This is a genomic window from Acidimicrobiia bacterium (assembly GCA_040878325.1).
In the GTDB taxonomy this organism is placed as follows: domain Bacteria; phylum Actinomycetota; class Acidimicrobiia; order Spongiisociales; family UBA11373; genus JAUYIV01.
Map to the genome: position 1 here is coordinate 148,031 of JBBDMM010000001.1, position 20,897 is coordinate 168,927.

Annotated in this window: 18 protein-coding genes; 2 read left to right on the forward strand and 16 right to left on the reverse strand. The window is 66.8% G+C overall.

The genetic code is table 11. The features are described 5' to 3' along the window. Positions 1-68: 68 nt before the first annotated feature. On the forward strand, positions 69-851 hold the full coding sequence (gene hisN, locus WD184_00730; GenBank protein ID MEX0825274.1) for a histidinol-phosphatase: 783 nt from the start codon (positions 69-71) through the stop codon (positions 849-851). 22 nt (positions 852-873) lie between these two features. On the opposite strand, the gene WD184_00735 is transcribed toward hisN, so the two are convergent. From WD184_00735 to dapA, 8 genes are all read right to left on the reverse strand, one after another. Then, the gene (locus WD184_00735; protein MEX0825275.1) at positions 874-1,152 is read right to left on the reverse strand and encodes a hypothetical protein; all 279 of its coding nucleotides are present in this window, start codon (positions 1,150-1,152) and stop codon (positions 874-876) included. 4 nt (positions 1,153-1,156) lie between these two features. Further along, positions 1,157-2,290, reverse strand: coding sequence for a dihydrolipoamide acetyltransferase family protein (locus WD184_00740; GenBank protein MEX0825276.1), 1,134 nt, complete (start codon positions 2,288-2,290; stop codon positions 1,157-1,159). Continuing rightward, a complete protein-coding gene (locus WD184_00745; protein ID MEX0825277.1) occupies positions 2,290-3,264 on the reverse strand; it encodes an alpha-ketoacid dehydrogenase subunit beta in 975 nt (324 codons plus the stop codon). Before WD184_00745 ends, WD184_00740 begins: the two co-directional genes overlap by 1 nt. Continuing rightward, positions 3,261-4,295: a pyruvate dehydrogenase (acetyl-transferring) E1 component subunit alpha gene (pdhA, locus tag WD184_00750; GenBank protein ID MEX0825278.1), complete on the reverse strand. Its 1,035-nt coding sequence runs from the start codon at positions 4,293-4,295 to the stop codon at positions 3,261-3,263. The genes WD184_00745 and pdhA overlap by 4 nt, the downstream gene beginning before the upstream one ends. Positions 4,296-4,524: 229 nt before the next feature. Then, a complete protein-coding gene (locus WD184_00755; GenBank protein MEX0825279.1) occupies positions 4,525-6,048 on the reverse strand; it encodes a hypothetical protein in 1,524 nt (507 codons plus the stop codon). Positions 6,049-6,260: 212 nt separating this feature from the next. Next, on the reverse strand, positions 6,261-8,519 hold the full coding sequence (locus WD184_00760) for a DNA translocase FtsK 4TM domain-containing protein (GenBank protein ID MEX0825280.1): 2,259 nt from the start codon (positions 8,517-8,519) through the stop codon (positions 6,261-6,263). 163 nt (positions 8,520-8,682) lie between these two features. Beyond that, positions 8,683-10,314, reverse strand: a complete 1,632-nt coding sequence (locus tag WD184_00765) for a ribonuclease J (GenBank protein ID MEX0825281.1) — start codon at positions 10,312-10,314, stop codon at positions 8,683-8,685. Beyond that, positions 10,311-11,201 carry a 4-hydroxy-tetrahydrodipicolinate synthase gene (gene dapA, locus WD184_00770; protein MEX0825282.1) on the reverse strand — a complete coding sequence of 297 codons (891 nt, stop codon included), beginning with the start codon at positions 11,199-11,201 and terminating at the stop codon, positions 10,311-10,313. The genes WD184_00765 and dapA overlap by 4 nt, the downstream gene beginning before the upstream one ends. A gap of 182 nt (positions 11,202-11,383) precedes the next feature. On the opposite strand from dapA, the gene trxA reads away from it, so the two are divergent. Continuing rightward, positions 11,384-12,217: a thioredoxin gene (trxA, locus tag WD184_00775; GenBank protein MEX0825283.1), complete on the forward strand. Its 834-nt coding sequence runs from the start codon at positions 11,384-11,386 to the stop codon at positions 12,215-12,217. 133 nt (positions 12,218-12,350) lie between these two features. On the opposite strand, the gene dapB is transcribed toward trxA, so the two are convergent. The 8 genes from dapB to WD184_00815 form a co-directional block, all read right to left on the reverse strand. Then, positions 12,351-13,112 carry a 4-hydroxy-tetrahydrodipicolinate reductase gene (dapB, locus tag WD184_00780; protein ID MEX0825284.1) on the reverse strand — a complete coding sequence of 254 codons (762 nt, stop codon included), beginning with the start codon at positions 13,110-13,112 and terminating at the stop codon, positions 12,351-12,353. Next, positions 13,109-14,359: a pitrilysin family protein gene (locus WD184_00785; GenBank protein ID MEX0825285.1), complete on the reverse strand. Its 1,251-nt coding sequence runs from the start codon at positions 14,357-14,359 to the stop codon at positions 13,109-13,111. Before WD184_00785 ends, dapB begins: the two co-directional genes overlap by 4 nt. A 52-nt stretch (positions 14,360-14,411) precedes the next feature. Continuing rightward, entirely contained in the window at positions 14,412-14,780 is a 369-nt protein-coding gene (locus WD184_00790; GenBank protein ID MEX0825286.1) for a four helix bundle protein, read from the reverse strand. 80 nt (positions 14,781-14,860) lie between these two features. Continuing rightward, positions 14,861-15,583 (reverse strand): ABC transporter ATP-binding protein, encoded by a 723-nt coding sequence (locus tag WD184_00795; protein MEX0825287.1) that lies wholly within the window; start codon positions 15,581-15,583, stop codon positions 14,861-14,863. Beyond that, positions 15,580-16,365 carry an ABC transporter ATP-binding protein gene (locus WD184_00800; protein MEX0825288.1) on the reverse strand — a complete coding sequence of 262 codons (786 nt, stop codon included), beginning with the start codon at positions 16,363-16,365 and terminating at the stop codon, positions 15,580-15,582. Before WD184_00800 ends, WD184_00795 begins: the two co-directional genes overlap by 4 nt. Continuing rightward, on the reverse strand, positions 16,365-18,302 hold the full coding sequence (locus WD184_00805; protein ID MEX0825289.1) for a hypothetical protein: 1,938 nt from the start codon (positions 18,300-18,302) through the stop codon (positions 16,365-16,367). The genes WD184_00800 and WD184_00805 overlap by 1 nt, the downstream gene beginning before the upstream one ends. After that, a complete protein-coding gene (locus tag WD184_00810; protein MEX0825290.1) occupies positions 18,302-19,387 on the reverse strand; it encodes a branched-chain amino acid ABC transporter permease in 1,086 nt (361 codons plus the stop codon). The genes WD184_00805 and WD184_00810 overlap by 1 nt, the downstream gene beginning before the upstream one ends. Before the next feature lie 65 nt (positions 19,388-19,452). Next, positions 19,453-20,829: a branched-chain amino acid ABC transporter substrate-binding protein gene (locus tag WD184_00815; GenBank protein ID MEX0825291.1), complete on the reverse strand. Its 1,377-nt coding sequence runs from the start codon at positions 20,827-20,829 to the stop codon at positions 19,453-19,455. Positions 20,830-20,897: the final 68 nt, after the last annotated feature.

Here is a 20,897-nt window from a genome sequence, read left to right on the forward strand (position 1 = left end):
GTAAGAGGCAAGCGGACGCACTGAGGCGCAGCCGCTCTGGGGTGTTGCCCGGCGGGGCGGCCTCGGCGATCATTCCACCAGTGCTTCTTCGCCAAGAACTCCGGGTCGCGCTCGAGGCCGCCGATGCCGCCGACGCGGTCACCGCGCTCAGATTTCGGGCGCACGACCTCGCCGTCGATGTGAAGTCCGACGCGACGCCCGTCTCCGAGGCCGACCGCAACGCCGAGCAGGCGATCCGCCGGGTGCTCGAGCGAGCCTTTCCCGCCGACGCGATCCTCGGTGAGGAGTACGGCGAGGAGACACGCGCCGGACGCCGGTGGATCGTCGACCCGATCGACGCCACGGTCAATTACATCCGGGGGGTACCGGTGTGGGGCACCTTGATCGCCCTCGAGGCCGACGGGGTTATCGTCGTCGGCGTGGTGTCGGCGCCGGCACTGGGCGCCCGCTGGTGGGCCGCCCGCGGCAGCGGAGCATGGCACAACGCCTCGAAGATCGCGGTGTCGTCGGTCGGTTCGCTCGCCGACGCCCACCTCTCCTTCAACTCGCTGCTGTCCTGCGAGGCAGCCGGCTTCGGGGATGAGGCACGAGAACTGTCCCGTCGTTGTGGCCGGACCCGGGGCTTCGGTGACTTCTGGTCGTTCATGCTGCTCGCCGAAGGCGCGGTCGACGTGGTGGTCGAGCCGGTCGCCGCAATCTGGGATCTCGCCCCACTTCAGGTGATCGTCGAGGAGGCCGGGGGGCAGATGACCGATCGCTCCGGTCGCCGGGCGGTCGATGGCGGCAACGCGGTCGCCACCAACGGACTGCTCCATGACGCGGTGATGTCGATCGTTGGCTCAAAGGTTTGACGGCGCCGCGAGCCGCGGTAGATCAGGCCCGCTCGGCGGCGAGGTCGGCGACCGCTTGGAGCGGGCCCGGGCCGAGCGCCGCCGACAGCCGCTGCCAGCCCGACCGTGACACGGCGCCCGTCGCGGCGATCTCGGCGCCTGCGGACGCAACCGCCTCCATCAGCCCGGCGAACACCCCGACCTGGTCGAGCTCTGCGGCGCGTGCCGCTGCCTCCTGCGCCCGATCAGAATCACCGTCTGCCAGCGCCTGCAGCGCCTGCTCGGCGGCGGTCAACGCCCGGCGCTGCTTATGACCGTCCACCGATTCAGCCCCGCACTTCGATGGCGGCGATCACCGCGCCGAGGAACTCGCGCCCCAACGCCCCATCGATCACCCGGTGGTCGTAGGAGAGCGACAACGGCATCTCGCGACCGACCACGATCTTCCCGTCACGCACCACGGGCCTCTCATCGGCCCGGCCCACCGAGAGGATGGCCGTGGTGCCGTAGGGAATGATCGGCGTGCCGTGGCCGCCACCGACGGCCCCGATGTTGGAGATGGTGAAGGTTCCCCCGCGCAGCCGATCGCGGCCGATCGTTCGATCGCGGGCTGCGGCGGCGAGCTCGACGATCTGCTCCGCAACCTCCTCGATCCCCTGCCCTGGAACCCCACGGACGACGGCGACCATCAGCCCCTCGTTCGTCTCCACCGCGAAGCCCAGGTCGTAATACTTGCGGAGAACCAGGGTCTCGCCCTCGACCGACGCATTGAACGACGGATACTCAGCGAGCAATGGGGCGATCGCCACCATGAGGATGGCTTCGAGGGGAGTCTGCCGTCCGCTTGCCTCACCGATCCGGTACCGCTCGGCGAGGATTCCCGAGGCGTCCGCTGACCCGAAGGTGGTGACGTGAGGGATCTCCTGCCACGACCGGGTGAGGTTGCGGGCGATCGCCAGCCGGGTGGGCGACATCCGCACCCGTTCGACCGGTCCCGCGCTGCCGACCGCCGCTTCGACGTCCTCGCGGATGACCATCCCTCCCGGCCCCGTACCGGTGACGGCCGAGAGATCGACGCCCATGCTGGCCGCCAGCTTGCGCACCAGCGGCAGTGCCTTGGACCGGTCGCCGTCGGGAGCTTCCTCGAGGTTGCCGACGATGGGAGCGGCGGCCTTCACTTCGGCACGGCGAGGGGCAGTTGCCGTCGCAGTCCACGACTCGCCCTGCGCTCCGATCACCACGAGGATCGCCCCAACCGGCAGCGTGGCCCCCTCGGCGGCACCGTGGTAGAGCACGAACCCGGCGTGGGGGGCGGGAATGTCGACCACGGCCTTGTCGGTCTCCAACTCGACGATTGGCTGGTCCAGGGCCACCGCGGCACCGACCGGCACCAGCCACCGCACCACCGTCGCCTCGGTCAGGCCTTCGCCGATGTCGGGGAGCCGGAATTCGTGTGCCATCAGCCTGCCAGTGTCCGTCGGGCGGCAGTCACGATGCGAGCAGGGCTGGGGATGTAGTGGTGCTCGGTGCGCTTGAGCGGCACCACGGTGTCCCATCCGGTGACACGCTCGACGGGGGCGAGCAGCGAGTAGAGCGCCTGCTCCTGGACGACCGCGGCGATCTCCGAAGCCAGTGAGGCGGACCGATGGCTCTCCACCACCGCCACCACCCGCCCGGTCTTGCGTGCCGATCCCACGATCGTGGCGTGATCCATCGGCGAGAGCGTACGGAGGTCGATCAGCTCCACCGACACTCCATCGGCTTCGAGCGTGTCGGCGGCGCGCCCGGCGTCGCGCAGCATCGCCCCATAGGACACCAGGGTGACATCGGCCCCTTCCCGCACCACCCTGGCCTCCCCGATCGGCACCGTGTAGTGCCCCGCGGGGACCTCCTCCTTGATGGCCCGGTAGACCCGGATCGGTTCGAGGAACACCACCGGGTCGGGATCGGCAATGGCCGACAGAAGCAGTCCCTTGGCGTCGGCGGGGGTCGCCGGGGCGACCACCTTGATGCCCGGGGTGTGGGCGAAGATCGCCTCCGACGACTCACTGTGATGCTCGGCGGCGCCGATCCCACCGCCGAAAGGAATCCGAATGACCAACGGCGCGGTAAAGCGGTGGTTCGAACGGTTGCGGATCCGGCCGACATGGCTGACGATCTGATCGAAGGCCGGGTAGGCGAATCCGAGAAACTGAAGTTCGGCGACGGGGCGGAGACCGGCGATGGCCATGCCGAAGGCTGCCCCTACGATCCCCGACTCGGCCACCGGGGTGTCGATCACCCTCCCCCCGTGCCGCTCGTGGAGCCCGTCAGTGACCCGGAACACGCCGCCGGTGACCCCGACATCCTCGCCGAGGAGGACCACCCGGTCATCGGCGGCAAGGGCGACGTCGAGGGCGTCGTTGAGGGCTTGCGCCAGGTTCAACTCGCTCACCCTGGTTCGTCCCCTTGCAGGCGACGCTGGGCCTCGAGCGAACCGGGCGGCTTGGCATACATCCGATCGAACATCGCGTCGGCAGGGAACGGCTCCAGCCCTTCGGCCTGGGCGACGGCGGCCTCGATCTCGGTGGAGGCCGACTGCTCGATCGCCCCCTCCCAAGCCTCGTCCCATCCGCCGGCCGAGCGGAGGTGAGCCCTGAGCCGATCGATCGGGTCCTTCTTGCGCCATGCGTCGACGTCCTCGTCGGAGCGATAGCGCCCGGCGTCATCGGTGGTCGTGTGGGGACCGATCCGGTAGGTGAGGGCTTCGATCAGGGTGGGTCCCTCCCCCGCCCGTGCCCGCTGCACGGCCGTACGCGCCGCCGTCAACACGGCGAATATGTCGTTGCCGTCGACCAGAACGCCCGCCATCCCGTAGGCGTCCGCCTTCTGGGCGATCGTCTCGGACGCCGTTTGGCGGCCGCGGCTCATCGAGATGGCCCATCCGTTGTTCTGACAGACGAACACCGTCGGAGTGGAATACACGGCTGCGAAGTTCATCGCCTCGTGGAAGTCGCCTTCCGAGGTCGCGCCGTCACCGAAGAGGGTGAGGGCGATGCGGTCGCTGCCCTTCATCCGTTCGGCCCACCCCAATCCGACCGCATGGATCATGTGCCCGCCCACGGTTATCGACGGCGGCAGCACGTTCACGCCGGCCGGAGGGGCACCGCCACGCTCGTCGCCCATCCGACCCAAGAGCAGAGCCTCCCACGGGTAGCCGTGCATCCACATCGCCGCGGCGTCCCGATACGTGCCGACCAGCCAGTCGTCGGGACGCAGCGCCGCCACCGACCCGATCTGGGCAGCCTCCTGCCCTTCGAACTGCGCGTAGGTGGCCAACCGCCCTTGTCGTTGCAGCGCCGAGCCCTTGCGGTCGTAGACCCGGGCGGTGACCATCGCCGCAAAGAGCCGACGAGCCTCGTCGAGATCGACCGGAGAATCCCCGATCAACGACCCGTCGACATCGAGGATGCGAAGCACTTCCATTTGCACTGGCGGGATGGTATCTGGTCGGCCGGCTGCGCCGGCCTCCCGCGATGCGCCAGTCCCGCGGCTCGCGCCAGAGTGCCTCTCAAGGCATCTCAGGGTTGGTCGGGTCGCCGCTCGGCGCAATGCGCAATGCGCAATGCGCAATGCGACAGACGCGTCGACGGCGTGTGCTCGCGTTCCGTCGTATTGCGAATTGCGAATTGCGGGCCGAGCGGAGCGAGGCCTCCTACACCTCGATCCACTGGAGGGCGGCTACCAGTTCGAGGGCCTCTGCGTAGTCGCCGCAGCGGGCCTCCACTGAGTCGGTCGGGGCGGTGGGGATCACCATACGGACGGGTGCACCCTCGCTGGAGTAGTCGAGGACTCTGAGCGGTGGGAGGACCGGGCGTTCCACGGAGATCACCTTCACCGGATCTGGGACTGGACTCGCGTTCACTCGATACAAGCCGACGAGAGTGCATGTCCCTCCCGTCGGAGTCGAGACTTCGAACCCATGGACCTCGGCGGTTACGTTGCCGTCGGCGTCCATGGTCTGCACCAACCCGATGGCTCGGGCGAAGTGGTATCCGTCCGGTAGTTCGATGTCGGTGAGCCCGATCGGCAACCGGCGGGGGGCGATCACGCCGTCAGGGGCGAATTCGAGGCGGGACACCTGGCCCGAGAACCAGTAGAGGGTGTCGGCGGTGGCCAGCATCGTGCCATCGATGCCGATCGGGGGCGAGAACGGGATCCACCCCGCTCCTGCCGCCTCGTAGATGGCCACCCCTACGCAGGTGCGCACCAGCGGCCGGCCGCCCACCGACAGCACCTCGGGGTCGCAGGCCGAGGCGCGCAGCGGCACAGAATCCACGAATGACCACAACATCGAATCGGGGGCATCGAGCACCGCCGCCTCGAGGCGCTGGTTCACCAGGAACGCGCCAAGGTCGGTGGCGGCGATGTCCTGCCCATCGGCGGCGATCGGGGTGCCGCCGAGGTCGAAGTGCCACGAGTCGGAATGAGCCTCCCAGCCGAACAGGAGGCCACGGTCCACCGTGAGGTGCCACTCTCCCGTCCAGGCGGATGAAGCCGGTCCGGTGATCGGGGGCCCTCCTCCGCTCTCGAGAGAACCCGTGGCTCCTGACACCAGGTCGAAGTAGAGCCCGAGTTCGGGGGCGACGAGACGGCTCGCCGGCGGAAGCGCAGGGTCGCCGAGCGGAATCTCCTGCCGCGAGACCAGATGATCGGGCCCAAGGAGCTCGAAAAACTCGCCGGTCAGTGGGCGCCACGTGCGCGACGTCGGGTCCAGGGCGGCCGCGGGGACGCAGGTCGGCTCAGCGGTGCGATCCACCCGGCCCCACAGAACCACCGGCGCCCAGAAGCCTCCAGCGATCGCCACCGGGTCGGCCAGATCGCACATCTCGAAGTGGGGCAGCGGCATCAGTGCCCACGAGCCGTCGGCCGGGTCGTATACCCAGGCGTCCTGGAAGAACAGCGACGGCGCCAGGTTCTCGTCGCTGTACCCGCCGGTGGTACCGCCGAATACGAAGATCTTCCCGGCGACGTCGGCGACGGCGATCTGCTCGCGGCCGGCGACCGGTGCACCCGGAACGACCTCCCACGCCGCCCCATACACGCCGTCGATGAAGGGCGCCGTGGTGCTGGTGGAAGCCGACGAAGGCGCCTGCAGCGGCTGGGTGGTGGGCCACATGAACACGACCGCACCCGCGGCCAAAACCACCGCAATGGGAAGGAAGCGCCGGGCTTTCATGGGTGAAGAGTAACGGCGGGGCCCCGATGCGCTGGGCCCCTGCAATTCGCAATACGCGATACGCGATACGACGACCACGCGGCTTCAACGCGTGCTGTCGTATCGCGAATTGCGCCGAGCGGCGACCGCTCCGCCGGCGGAGATGCCTGCAGAGGCACGCTGACGCGAGCCGCGGTTCTTGCGCATTGCGGGAGGTCGGCGCAGCCGACCGACTACGCCCCCACTATCTCCCCATTGAGAAGCGAGTCGAGTTCGTCTACCGATACAAGGACGGCGCGGGCTTTGGACCCCTCGGAGGGTCCGACGATTCCCTGGCGCTCGAGGATGTCCATCACCCGCCCGGCGCGGGCAAAGCCGATCCGGAGCTTGCGTTGGAGCATCGAGGTGGAGCCGAGCTGGGAGCGGACGATCAGCTCGATCGCCTGACGAACGATGTCGCCGTCTTCTCCCTCGAACTCTTCCTCGTCGGCCCTTGCCGCCTCGGCTGCCTCGAAGACCGCTTCGTAACGAGCCTTGCGCTGGTTGCGCACGTATTCGACCACAGCGTGGATCTCGGATTCGCTGACCCACGCGCCCTGAATCCGGCGGGCGTGGGGGTCGCGGGCGGTGACGACGATCATGTCGCCGAGCCCGATCAGCTTCTCGGCGCCCGACAGGTCGAGGATCACCCGGCTGTCCGCCTGTGACGCCACCGAGAACGCCAGCCGCGACGGGATGTTGGCCTTGATCACGCCGGTGATCACATCGACCGAGGGGCGCTGGGTGGCGATGACGAGATGGATGCCGACAGCCCGGGCCATCTGGGCGATGCGCACGACAGCATCCTCCACCGCGCGGCCCGCGACCATCATCAGGTCGTTCAGCTCGTCGACCACCACCACGATGAACGGGAAGCGGTCGTAGTGCTCGCCCTCGAGCATGCCGCGATCGAACTTCTCGTGGTAGCCGTCGATGTCACGCACCCCTCCCTCGGCGAGCAGGTCGTACCGGCGATCCATCTCGCGCACCGCCCACTGGAGGGCGTCGGCCGCCTTCTTCGGGTTGGTGATAACCCGGGTGAGCAGGTGGGGAACGTCGTTGTACTGGCCGAGTTCCACCCGCTTCGGGTCCACCAGGATCATCCGCACCTCTTCGGGCGTGGTGCGGAAGAGCAGCGACGTGACGATGGCATTGATGCACGACGACTTGCCCGCCCCCGTGGCACCGGCAATGAGCACATGGGGCAGTTCCCCCAGGTTGATCATCTGGGCGCGGCCGGAGATGTCCATGCCGAGGGCGACCTCGAGGGGGTGGACCGCCTCCTTGGCCTCGGGACTGCGCAGGATGTCACCGAGGGTCACCAAACGACGACGCCGGTTGGGTACCTCGACGCCGATCGCGCTCTTCCCGGGGATCGGGGCGAGGATGCGGACGTCGGGGGTGGCGAGGGCGTAGGCGATGTCATGCGACAGCCCGGTGACCCGGGCGACCTTGACCCCGGGAGCGAGCTCGATCTCGAATCGGGTGACCGTGGGGCCGGGGACGATCCGGGTGAGACGGGCATCCACGCCGTGCTGGATGAAGGTCTGCTCCAACTCGCGCGCCGTCTCGTCGAGCGCCTTCTTCGACTGGCCGGCGCCACCTCCGAGTTCGAGCAGTTCGAGCGGCGGGAGCGAGTAACCCTGTGTCGGCGCGGACCGCACGGGCTGGGGCGATGCGCCAACACGCCGCTTGGGCACCGACCCCGGATTGCCCTGGACGAGAATCTCCGGCCCGGGATCGGGTCGCGGTTCGGGCTTGGAAGACACCAGCCGCGGCGGTGACTGGCGCACCTCGACCACGGGGGCCCGACGGCGGTTGCCGCTACCTCTGATTCGAGCCCAGCCAGCGCGGAGCAGGTCGGCAACCGTGTGACCCGCCTCGCGCACCGTGGTGCGGGTCATCAGCAGCACCCCCAGCGCGGTGAACGCCACCAGGATGGTGAACGCACCCCAGAACCCGACGACGCGGCGCAACGGGAACGCGATCAGCGAGCCGATCGCTCCGCCCCTCTCCTTGACGAGGTCGAGCGAGTCGGCAAGCGACACCGTGCCGGTCATCAAATGGAACATCGCCAGCGTCGAGAGGAAGGTGATGATGAACCCGCTCACCAGGCGGCGGTACTCCTCGCGGCGTCGGGTGATCACCAGAAGTGCGCCGAGGACGACGAGCAGCACGCCGACGACATAGCCCCAGACTCCGAACAAGACCTGCAGACCGGTTACCAGGCCCTTTCCGAACGGACCGGCGAGGCCAAAGAAGGCGAGGCCGACGAGGACGCCGCCGACGAGCAGGATCACGCCCCAGACGTCGTCGGCGTTGCTCCCGAACCCGTCGCGGATTCGTTCTCTCAGGGCCGCCAGCGCGGAAGACCCCGATTTTTGCTGAGTTTTGGTGGTGCCGGTAGCCCGCGCCCGCCCCGAGCCCCGGCGGGCAGGCTTCCGTGTTGCCATGTGCGAGCCAGGGTAGGGCAGGGGTGGGCTAGAACAAACGATTGTCCGACAAAGCCCCGGCTCCAGCCCCGGCCCCAGCCAGACCGGTACCAGTAAGGGCCGACCCCGATGCCTCTGGCTGGAGCAGGAGCAGTGGCTGGAGCTGGAGGTCTAGCCCGGAGGGCTAAACCTCCAGGACTACTGGTATCACCACCGGCTTCTTCTGGGTTTCGTTGCTGATTACCCGGTTGACGGCGCCGCGGGCATGGCGTTCGACTTGTTCTGCATCGACCGGCACTTCGATCGAGCCGAGAACGTCGACCACGGCCTTGGCCGCCTTGGCGAACACGGCCTCGGGATCGTCCATGAAGCCGTGGCTGTCGAGGTCGGGGCCCTGGATGATCTCTCCGGTGGACACGTCGACGGCGAGCGTGACCACCACCACCCCATCCTCGGACAGGTGCCTGCGGTCACGGATGATCCCGTGCACCGAGCCGGCCACCTCGAGGCCGTCGACATACACATGCGAGGCAGAGATCGCCCCCTTCTCCATCCGGGCCTTGCCCTTGTCGAGGACGATGGCGTCGCCGTCGGCGCAAAGGAACACCTCCGGAACCTTCATCTCCTCGGCTAGCTCGGCGTGGGCCTTCAAGTGGCGATATTCGCCGTGGATCGGTACCAGCGCTTGGGGCCTGACGACGTTGATGAAGGTCTTCAACTCGTCCCGGGCCGCATGTCCCGACACGTGGACCTCGGAGTTGTTGCCGTGGAACACCCGGGCGCCACGGCGCAACAGGCCGTTGATCACCCGCGACACTTTCATCTCGTTGCCGGGGATCGGCCGGGCCGAGATCAGGACGGTGTCGCCCTCGGTGATCTTCACCCAACGGTGCTCCCCCGCCGCCATCAATGAGAGCGCCGAGAACGGCTCGCCCTGGCTGCCGGTCGACACGAGCGCGGTCTTCTCCGGGGGAAGGCGCAACAGCTCCTCGATCGGGAGCACCGCGTCAGGAGGGACGTCGATCAACCCGAGCGACTCGGCGATGGGGACGTTGCGCACCATCGACCGTCCCATCAGTCCGACGAACCGACCCGCGTCGACCGCGGCGTTCACTATCTGTTGCACCCGATGAATGTGGCTGGCGAAGCACGCCGCGATCAACCGGCCCTTGGTCTCCACCACGATCTCATAGAGCGGCTGGGCGAGGCTCGACTCGGAGGGGACGAACCCGGGCACCTCGGCGTTGGTGCTGTCGGATAGCAGCAACCTCACTCCCTGGCGGCCGAGGTCGGCGAATTGGGGCAGGTCGGTGGGCACGCTGTCGATGGGGGTCGGATCCAGCTTGAAGTCGCCGCTGTGCACCACGATCCCCTCGGGCGTGTCGAAGGCGATCCCGGCACCCTGGGGAATGGAGTGCGACACCGGGATCAGCATGAAGCGGAAGGGCTTGTGGTCGATCCACTCGCCGGTGGCGACGGCACGCATGTCGGCATCGATACCGGCTTCGTCGATGCGCGACCGGGCGAATGCCACCGCCAGCGGGGTGCCATAGACGGGCACGTTCACCTCGCGCAGGAGGTAGAAGAGGGCCCCGACATGGTCCTCGTGTCCGTGGGTGAGGACCACGCACTCGAGGTCGTCAGCCCGTGCCACGATCGGAGAGAGGTCGGGTAGCACCAGATCCACCCCGAGCATGTGCTCGTCCGGGAACATGAGCCCGCAGTCGATCAGCGCCAGTTTCCCGTCGATCTCGAGAACCGCGCAGTTGCGACCAATGTTGCCCAGCCCACCGAGAAACGAGACGCGGACGCTCATGTGTCGCGGGCGCCCGCCAGCGCCTCCTTGATGCGGTCCACCGTGTCGGATGCCGCCGCCACCAGGGGCAGGCGGGGCCGACCCACCGGACGCCACAACGCGTCCATTGCCGCCTTCACCGGGATCGGGTTGGGCTCGACGAACAGCGAGGTGAACAGCGGCGTCAGAGCGAGGTGCAGGCGACGGGCCTCGGCGAAGTCGCCCTCGGCTGCTGCAGCCACCATCGCGGCGATTTGGTCGCCGGCGAGGTGCGCTGCCACCGACACGATCCCCACCGCCCCCACCGCCATCATCGGCAAGGTGAGGATGTCGTCCCCGGAGTAGATCGCGAAGTCGTCGGGGCAGGCACGCCGGGTGCTGGTAGTGAAGGCCAAGTCGCCCACCGCATCCTTCACGGCAACGATCCGCTCGTGCGCCGCCAGGCGGGCCAGCGTGTCGACTTCGATCAAGCGGGCGGTACGGGACGGGATGTTGTAGAGCAGGACGGGCACTGTCGAGGCGTCGGCGATCGCGGTGAAGTGCTCGAAGAGGCCCTGCTGGGGCGGGCGGGAGTAGTAGGGCGTCACCGCCATGACTCCCGAACAGCCCAACTCGCAGGCCAATCTCGTCAGGTGGACCGACTCGGCGGTGTCGTACGAGCCGGTGCCGGCCAGCACCGCAGCACGGTTACCCACCGCTTCGACGACCGTGCGGAACAGCGAGAGCTTCTCGTCCTCCGAAAGGGTGGGCGACTCGCCGGTGGTGCCCGCCACCACGACGCCGTCGGACCCGGTCTCCACCAGATGGACCGCCAGCTCCCAAACCGCCCCGTAGTCGACCGCCCCCTCAGAGTCGAAGGGCGTGATCATTGCAGTCAGCACGCGGCCGAATGGTGGGGTCAGGGACATCAAGATCTCCTGTGTGTCTGGTAGGACGGTAGTCGCGAGTCTCCAGTCGCCAGTCCCCAGTCCCCAGCAAGAACGAAGTGGGCGCGCCGATTCGGATCGGGTCTGCCTGGTGACTGGCGACTGGTGACTGGAGACTCACCTATCCTCGGAATCCCAACGGCGCGCGATCCGTTGTAACGCACATGGACCATGTCAAGGACATCGATCAGCAGGACTTTGGGCGCGAGGTGCTGCAGCGCAGCGAGGAAGTGCCGGTCGTCGTCGACTTCTGGGCCGAGTGGTGCGGGCCGTGCAAGACGCTCGGGCCGACGCTCGAGAAGGTGGCCGAGGCCCATAGGGGTGCCTTCGAGCTGGTGAAGATCGATGTCGACGCCAACCAGGCGCTCGCCGCTCAGTTCGGCATCAAGTCGATTCCCACCGTCATGGCCTTCAAGAACGGCAAGCCCGTCGGCCAGTTCATGGGGGCAATCCCTGAGACCCAGGTGCGCCAATGGGTCGACACGCTCCTCCCCACCGAAGAGGACCGCATGGTCGACCGGGCCAGAGACCTGGTACTCGACGGCGACGAGACCGCGGCCGAGACCATCCTCCGCGACGTGGTCGCGCGGGTCCCCGGCCATGAGGAGGGCGCCACCGCCCTGGCCTCGATGCTGATCGCCCGCGGCGACACCGAAGAAGCCCTGATCGTTCTCGGGCGGCTCCCCCGAACCGCCGAGGTGGAACGCCTCGAGGCCGCCGCCCGGGTGACCGCAGCGCAAGAGATCGACCTCACCGCCATCGAACGTCGCCTCGCCGCCGACCCCGACGACCAGTCCGCTCTGCTCGAACTGGGTCAGGCCCTGGCGGCCCGCGGCGAGTACGAACCGGCTCTCGACCGCCTCCTCGAAGTCGTCAAGGCAGGCGGCGACCTACGCGATCCCGCCCGCCAGGCGATGGTGGACGTCTTCGGAATCCTGGGGGCGGATCATCCGGTAGCGGTCTCGTATCGGAGAGCGCTGGCGAACGCGCTGTTCTGAAGAGTCTCCAGTCGCCAGTCTCCAGTCCCCAGTCAAACAAGACATCGCCATCGCTCAAAGACGGGAGGAGATCGCGTTCGCGTGGTCGAGCGCTTCTTGCTGGAGACTGGAGACTGGAGACTGGGGACTGGCCTCAAATCCCCAACAACCCCTCCAAACCCACCGTCACTGGATCGGGTAGTCCGGCCACCGATCGGATGGCGAGCAGGACTCCTGGCATGAATGATGCCCGGTCGGTGGTGTCGTGGCGGATGGTCAGGGTTTCGCCGGGGGAGCCGAACAGCACCTCTTGATGGGCAAGCATCCCCGGCAGGCGAATCGAGTGGATGCGGGGGCCGGCCGCCGCACCGCGCGCACCGGGAAGCAGCTCCTCCGATTCGACCGTGCGCTCCTGACGGCCCCCGGCTTCGGTGATCCGCGCTGCGGTGGTGATGGCCGTCCCCGAGGGGGCATCCGCTTTCTTGTCGTGATGCAGTTCGACGATCTCCGAAGCGGAAAAGTGCGGGGCGGCGAGTTCGGCGAACCGCATCATCAGGATCGCCCCGATGGAGAAGTTGGGAACCACCAGGCAATTGGGCGGCCCGCCCCCCCACTGTTCCCTGAGGGCTGCGATCCGGGCCGCGTCGAATCCGGAGGTGCCCACCACCGCGTGGACTCCGAGATCGCGCCACGCTGCCAGGTTGGGCATCACCACGTCAGGCATCGTGAACTCGACGACCACCTCGGCCTCGCCGACGACGACGGGATCCGATGCGACGACGACCCCGGAGATGGTCTCGCCGGCGTGGGAAGGATCGAACGCCGCCACCAGTTCGAGGTCGGGCTCCCCAGCAACCGTCTCGATGACGAGGCGGCCCATCCGGCCGCCCGCCCCGGATACGGCGACGCGTGTCATGCCACGTACGTTTCCAGGTCGGCGGCGTCGAAGGGGCCGACGGCGCCGATGACGTACGGGCCTGAATAGACCTCTTTGGCGACCGCGTGGACATCCTCGAGGCTCACCGCGTCGATGCTGGCCACGGTCTCGTCGAGGGAGAGGTGGGGAACACCGGTCAGCTCATGCCGGCCCAACCGCACCATCCGGCTGTTGGTGTCCTCCATCGACAGGGCAAGGGATCCCTTCATGTTGCCTTTGGCGCGGTCCAGTTCCTCGGGCGTGATCCCCCACTCGATCAGTTGGCCGAGTTCCGCCCGGATCAGTTCGAGTACCTGCTGGGTCTGGGTCGGAGTAGTGCCCACGTAGACGCCAAAGGCACCGGAGTCGGCGTACGGCATCCGGAAGGCGTACACCGCGTAGGCCAGACCGCGCTCTTCCCGGATCTCCCGGAACAGGCGGCTCGACATGCCGCCGCCGAGGACATGGTTGAGGATCCCGAAGGCGAATCGGCGGTCGTCGCCGCGGGTGAGCGCCTCGCCCCCGATGACCAGGTGGGCCTGCTCGGTGTCGCGGCGCACCACTTCAACGTTCGACCTCATCGTCGGAGGCTCCAGGTCGCGTCCGGGCACGGTGCCGTCCCAGGTGCCGAACCGATCGGCGGCCATCTTGACCACCTCGTCGTGGTCGATGTGCCCGGCGGCGGCGATCACCACCGTGGAAGGGTGATAGCGCCGTGACCAATACTCCGAGATGACTTCTCGACCCATTGCGTTGATCGACTCTCGGGTGCCCAGCACCGGCTTCGCCAGAACGTGCTGGTCCCACAGCGCCTGCGCGAACTGATCGTGGGCGACGTCGGACGGGTCGTCCTCGTTCATGTTGATCTCTTCGAGGACCACGTTCGACTCGGAGGCGATGTCGTCCGCACGGAAGGACGGGCGCTGAAGCATCTCGGAGAGCAGACCGAGACCCATGGAGACATCCTCGTCGCGCAACTGCGCCCAATAACAGGTGTACTCCTTCGAGGTGAAGGCATTGGAGCGAGCGCCGACCGAATCAAAAGCCTCGGCGATCTCGCGGGCACCCAGTAGTTCGGTCCCCTTGAAGAGCAAGTGCTCGAGAAAGTGCGAGCAACCGGCCTCAGCACCGATCTCGTCACGGCTCCCCGTATCCACCCAACACCCCACAGCCACCGACCGCACCGAAGGCATGGTCTCGGTGATCACACGCAAACCATTGGGAAGAACGGTGAGGAGGTGGTCCATGGCTGGACGATGGTACCCATCGTCCAGAGTCTCCAGTCTCCAGTTCCGCTCATCAGCTGCTGGCTGATGTCCTCAAGAGAGTCCGCTGGAGGCTTGTCAGCATGGCTCGCAGCTCCGACAATTCCTGGCTCATAGCCTCGAAATCCGAATCTGCCAGATATCCAAGATCTCGACCCAGGAGGAGCTGGTATTCGGCTTCGTTGCATGACGCCGAGGCGTACCCGATGAACCGGGAATAGTCGGCACGCGTCATCCGCCCCGAACCTTCGGCGATATTCATCGGAATCGACGACACCGACCGGCGCGTCTGCGACACGAGTCCGAACCGCTCGTCGGGTGGATACGCCCCGGTGACCAAGTATGAGCGAAGTGTCAGGGCGTGCGACCGCTCCCAGACTTTGAGCTGCCGGTAGTCACGCATGCCTGTTTCATGTCACAACCCGCGGGCCAGGTCAAGGGGTCTGACTGGAGACTGGAGACTGGTGACTGGAGACTTCCTGCCTACTCCACCTCGCCCAAATACGCCGCCCTCATCTCGGGATTGGCCAGCAGGCCTTTCGCTGTGTCGGCTAGGACTATCTGCCCTGTCTGTAACACGTAGCCGCGGTCGGCGATCGAGAGGGCCATGTTGGCGTTCTGCTCGACCACGAACACGGTGGTCCCGGCCGCGTTGATTTGCTGGATGATCTCGAAGCTCTGCGCGACCAACACCGGCGCCAGGCCCATCGACGGCTCGTCCATCAGCAGAACCTTGGGGCGCGCCATCAGCGCTCGACCCACTGCCACCATCTGCTGCTCACCCCCCGAGAGGGTCCCCGCCTTTTGGCCGAGCCGCTCCTTCACCCTGGGGAACAATTCGAAGATCCGCTCCAGGTCCTCCTCGATGCCATCCTTGTCGTTGCGGAGGAACGCCCCGATCTCGAGGTTCTCGCGCACCGACATCCGCTTGAAGAGGCGCCGGTTCTCGGGCACCATCGAAACCCCTCGCTCGACCCGCTCGCTGGTGGGGCTATTGGTCATGATGTCCCCGTCGATCAGCACCTCGCCCGAGGCGGGGATCACCATCCCGAGGATTGTCTTGAGAGTGGTGGTCTTGCCGGAGGCATTGCCCCCGAGGAGGCAGACGATCTCCCCGGCGTCGATACGAAGGTTGACGTTCTTCAGCGAGTGGACCGGGCCGTAGTAGGTGTTGACGTCGCGGAACTCGAGGACGGGGGCGCTCATTCGTCACCCCCGGTGGGCCGACCCAGGTACGCCTCGATCACGTCTGGGTTGGAAGTGACTTCCGCGTAGCGCCCTTCGGCGATCTTCACCCCGTGGTCGAGCACCACCACCCGATCGGAGACATCACGGACAACTTTCATCTCGTGTTCGATCACCACCACGGTGAGGCCCTTGATGTCACGGAGCTGGCCGATCAACCCGGTGAGCTCAGCGGTCTCGCGGGGGTTCATGCCGGCGGTGGGCTCGTCCAGCAGGATCAGCTTGGGCTGGGTGGCGATGGCGCGAGCGATCTCGAGGCGCCGGCGGTTGGCGTACGACAGCATGAACGCGGGCTGGTCGTGGCGATACCCGGTGAGCCTGGTACCGAAGAAAGAAAGCACGTCGCGCGCCCGTTCCTCGATCTCCTTCTCCTCATCGCGGAATCCCCGCGTCTGGAGGAGTGCGGCGAACACCCCCTTGGAGGTGCGGCAGTGCTGGGCGACCATCACATTCTCCAGCACCGTCATGTTGGGGAAGAGGCGGACGTTCTGGAAGGTGCGAGCGATACCCAGACGCGTCAACGAGTCAGGGGTGAGGCCGACGATGCTCTCACCGTCGAACATCACCTTGCCGGAGTCCGGGCGGGCCATACCCGTGATCAGGTTGAAGAAGGTGGTCTTGCCGGCGCCGTTCGGCCCGATCACCGACACGATCTCGCCCTGGTCGACATGGAAGTCGAGTCCGGCGATCGCCGCCACGCCGCCAAACCCTTTGCGAAGCCCGATCGTTTCGAGGAGAGCCATCAGGACCCGTCCTCGTCGTGCTCGCCTGCTGCCGCGGCGCGCAACCAGACATCCTGCAAGGCCTCATCCTGGTGCAACTCACGGGCGCGCCGCCGGCTGGGCAAGAGCCCCTCAGGACGCTTGAGCATCATCAAGATCAGCAGAGCGCCGTAGATGAGGAGTTTGAAGCCCTCGAACTCGCGCAGCAGGCCGGGTGAGTTGCGTCCCCCCAGCACTCCGATCATCACCAACGCGCCGACCGCAACACCAGGGATGTTGCCCATGCCGCCGACGATGATGACCACCAGGACGGTGATCGACACGATCAGGGAGAACGACGCAGGGAAGATCGTCCCGAATTTGACTGCGAACACTGCGCCGCTGAAGGAGGCGATGATCGCTCCGATTACGAACGCTTGCAGCTTGGCCCGGACGATGTTGACGCCCATCGTCTCGGCAACCTGCTCGTCCTCGCGCATGGCCATCCACGACCGCCCGATGCGAGAGTCCTGGAGCCGCCACGAGATGTAGGCCGCGATGAGAACGAAGAAGAACACCGCATAGAAGATCATCTGTTGATCGGTGCCCTTGATCTCGGTGAACCCGAGGGGGATCGATGGGATCCGTGAGATGCCCTGCGCGCCGCCGGTGGTGCCGCTGAGCCAGTCGGAGAGGAAGAGGATTCGGGCGATCTCTCCGAATCCCAGGGTGACGATTGCCAGGTAGTCGCCCCGCATGCGGATGACCGGTGTGCCCACGATGATGCCGGCGATGGCGGCGGCGACGATCACAAAGGGCATCGCCTCCCAGAAGTTGAGGGGCGTGGCGATGAAGCCCCAATCGAAGGAGACCTTCGACAATGGAGATGTGAGGATCGCGGTCGTGTAGGCGCCGACCGCGAAGAACGCCACATATCCCAGGTCGAGCAGGCCGGCATAGCCGATCACGATGTTCAACCCGAGGCCCATCAGCAAGAAGATCCCTGTCGTCGCCAACAACTCGTTGACGACGCTGCCGAGGAGCATCGGGAGGAAGATGCCAAGGCCGAGGAACACCGCGACGCCCCCGAACAGCCAGCGCTGGCGCTCCTCTGGGTCCATCGCGGCGATTCGCGCTCGAGCCCGCTTGCGGGGCCGTTCGGTGACCACCACCAGGACAAAAGCCAGCACGAAGATCACCGCCGCCGCCGGGGTGGTCAACGCCCGGCCACCCACCCTGCTCTCGTACAGGAAGTCGATCAGGAAGGTCATGCTCAGGCCGACGCTCTCGAGGTTGATGGCGGAATAGATACCGAGCGCCACCGCAGCGAGCAGCCCGAAAACGAGCGCCGGACCCCGCTGCAGGAACCGCCCCAGTACCAAAGCGGCGACGGAGGGGATCGCCAGCCCGACGATGAAACCCAGGTGGAGCTCACGGAGGATCTGGCTGATCACCACCTCGAGGAACCCCACGATCAACACCCACAGGAACGCGCCGATCAAGGCGCGCCGCATCAGCGGGGAGGCCAGCGACAGCAGGGCGCCGACCGCTCCACCCACCAACCCACCGACGATGGCCAGGGTGATCCCCGACCCCATCCCGCCGCCGAAGTTGAGCAGTTCGATCAGCCGGGGCGAGATGTTGCTGAGAACCTCGCGCACCACGAAGGTGTTGATCCAGACCACGTAGATGGCGCCGACCAGGCCACCGACCAAACCGGCGGCGGCCCCGGAGAGAATCCGTTCTGCCGCTCTCGCCTCACGATCGACGGCGGCCGCCTTCGCTCCCCGGTACCCGGTCCACACCGCGATGCTCATCAGCACCGTGTATCCGAGGCTCAGGATCGGGTCGATGACGTTCTTTGTCGAGAAAGTCTCGACCATGCCGATGGTCGAGACAAACACGAAACCGAGCCCACCGAGAAGGCCCGCCCGCAGCACTTTGCGCCGGTCGACCGGGGGCGCTTCGGAGACAGCCATCAGCCGCGCTCCTCTACTGCGAGCCGTTCACCGAGAAGGCCGGTCGGGCGGAAAATGAGGATGAGCACGAGGGCGCTGAAAGCCACCACATCCTTCAACTGGCTCACCGAGGGGATGTCCCAGCCGTCGAGGACCAGCAGCGGCCCCAAGGATTCGAACAGGCCGAGGGCGAGCCCGCCGACATACGCCCCGGCCATGTTGCCGATGCCGCCGAGCACCGCGGCGGTGAAGGCCTTGATCCCCGGCAGGAATCCGGTGAGGAAGTAGACCTGGCGGAACAAGAGTGCCCACAGGACACCGGCGACGCCCGCCATCGCCCCGCCCACGGCGAAAGTGAGGGCGATCACCCGATCGACATTGACCCCCATCAGTGCGGCGATCTCACGGTCTTCGGCGATCGCCCGCATCGCCCGGCCCATCCGGGTCCGGGTTACATAGGTGTAGAGGCCGGCCATCGCCACCGCAGCCACGATGATCACTACCAACTGCGTCTTGAGGATTTCGATGCCGAGTAGGGAAATCCGCCCCTGCATCACCGTGGGCAGGACGGGATAGCTCTTGAAACTCTCGCCGAACAGCCCGCGGAAGGTGTACTGGACGAAGAAGGACATCCCGATCGAAGTGATCAGCGGGATGAGACGCGGGGCGCCGCGAAGCGGCCGGTAGGCGAGCCGCTCGATCAGCACCGCCACCAGCATCGAGGTGGCCATCGAGACCAGGATGGTGACACCGAGGCCAACGATTGGCTGGCTGTCCCAGACCCCGGCGTCGGCCAGCGCATTGGCGGCGAAGAATCCGGTCACCGCCCCGCTCATGAACACCTCGCCGTGGGCGAAGTTGATGAACCCGAGCACGCCGTACACCATCGAGTATCCGAGGGCGATCAGGCCGTACATCGACCCCTGGGCGAGCCCGGTGACAACCAGCTCCCGCCACGCTTGCGCGGTGAGCCCCTCACCGTCGACCGCCTTCGAAACGGTCCCCAGCACACCCACGACGATGAAGACGAGCGCGCCGATGCGGATCGCCCACAGGAACGTGTCGACCCAACTGAAACGGAAGCTTCGGGGCTTGAGCAGTTGCATCGGATCTGGGTGAGCAGAGACCCGGCACCCGAGGGTGCCGGGTCTCCACCCGGTCAATCAGCCGATCAGGAGTCGATGACGACGACTTCGCCGCCAGCGCCCTTGCCGGCACGGAACACGACGTTGGCGATACCCGCCTGAGGATCCGTCGGATCCTCGTTCAGGACCACGGACACCGTGTTGGCGCCGCAGTCACCGAACGCGTCGCAGCTGAGCGTTCCCGTCACGCCGGGGAAGTCCACCGTCGCATACAGGAAGTCGCGCAGTTCCTGACGGTCGACCCACAGCTCGCCGTTCGGACCCTGCACCCCGACCGACGCGATGGCATTGAGCAGCATCATCGTCGCGTCATAGGTGTGGGCATGGAACGCGGCCACCGGGGCCTCGCCGTAGGCGGCCTCGTAACGGGCCACCAGGTTCGTGTAGCTCTCACCGGTGAAACCGGCGTTGCCTTCGAACCCGAGATCCGGACCCGAGAAGTACGCGCCCGCGGCCTCAGGCAGCGAGAACAGGTCCGGGGTGATCAGGCCATCGGCGCCGTACATCACCACTTCCTCAAGACCGGCAACCCCGCCCCGCTGCTGAAGGATGAAGTCACCCTCAGGCTGGAAGATCGGGAAGTAGATCCCTTCGGGTGCACCATTGGCGCACTCGGTCAGGACGGGCACCATGTCGGTGTCGCCCTTGTTGATCGAGGTGGCCACCGAGATTTCCCCACCAAGGGTCTCGAACGCGGCGCCGAAGGCACCGGCGAGGCCGCTGGTATAGGGGTCACCGTCGTGGATGGTGCACATGTTCGTGAGTCCAAGCACGTCGAAGGCGAACAGAGCCGCCGCGCCGCCCTGGATCAGGTCGTTGTGCGCCGTGCGCAGGTAGAACGGGAAGTAGTTCTCCCCGGCGTTCCCCTGGAAGTCGGAGGTGAGTGACGGGCCCGTGTTGGAACCCGAGATCATCACGATTCCGGCTTCATTGAAGATCGCCATCGCCGGCACCGCAGCACCCGAGCAGGTCGTCCCGATGACGCCCAAGACTCCAGGCTGCGCCGAAATGACGGTGGCACCGGCGCCGCCGCCCTCGCCCAGGCACAGATCGTCCTCGACGGTGCCGAGGTTGACCGCGTGACCGTGGACGTCGCCGAAGTCTTCTATCGCGAGTTCGATCCCTCGCTGCTGGTCGATGCCAAGGAAGGCGACCTCGCCGCTGATGGCCTGCAGGGCGCGGATCTCGACCGGTGCACCGGCCTCGATCAGCACTCCGCCGGCAGGACCAGCCTCCGGCGGGAATGCTTCTCCCGCGGTGGTCGTGGTCGCCGCAGCGGTGGTAGTGGTAGCGGCCGCGCCGGTGGTCGTCGTGGTGGCATCGTCGTCGCCGCAGGCGGCGGCAAACAGCGCAAACACCACGAGCAACACACCGAGGTGCCGCATCTTCGTGAATCGATTCATTAGTTGTTTCCCCTCCATATTGGGAGCCGGCCGCCGGCAGTGGACCGCGACCCAGAACAATGGAGTGT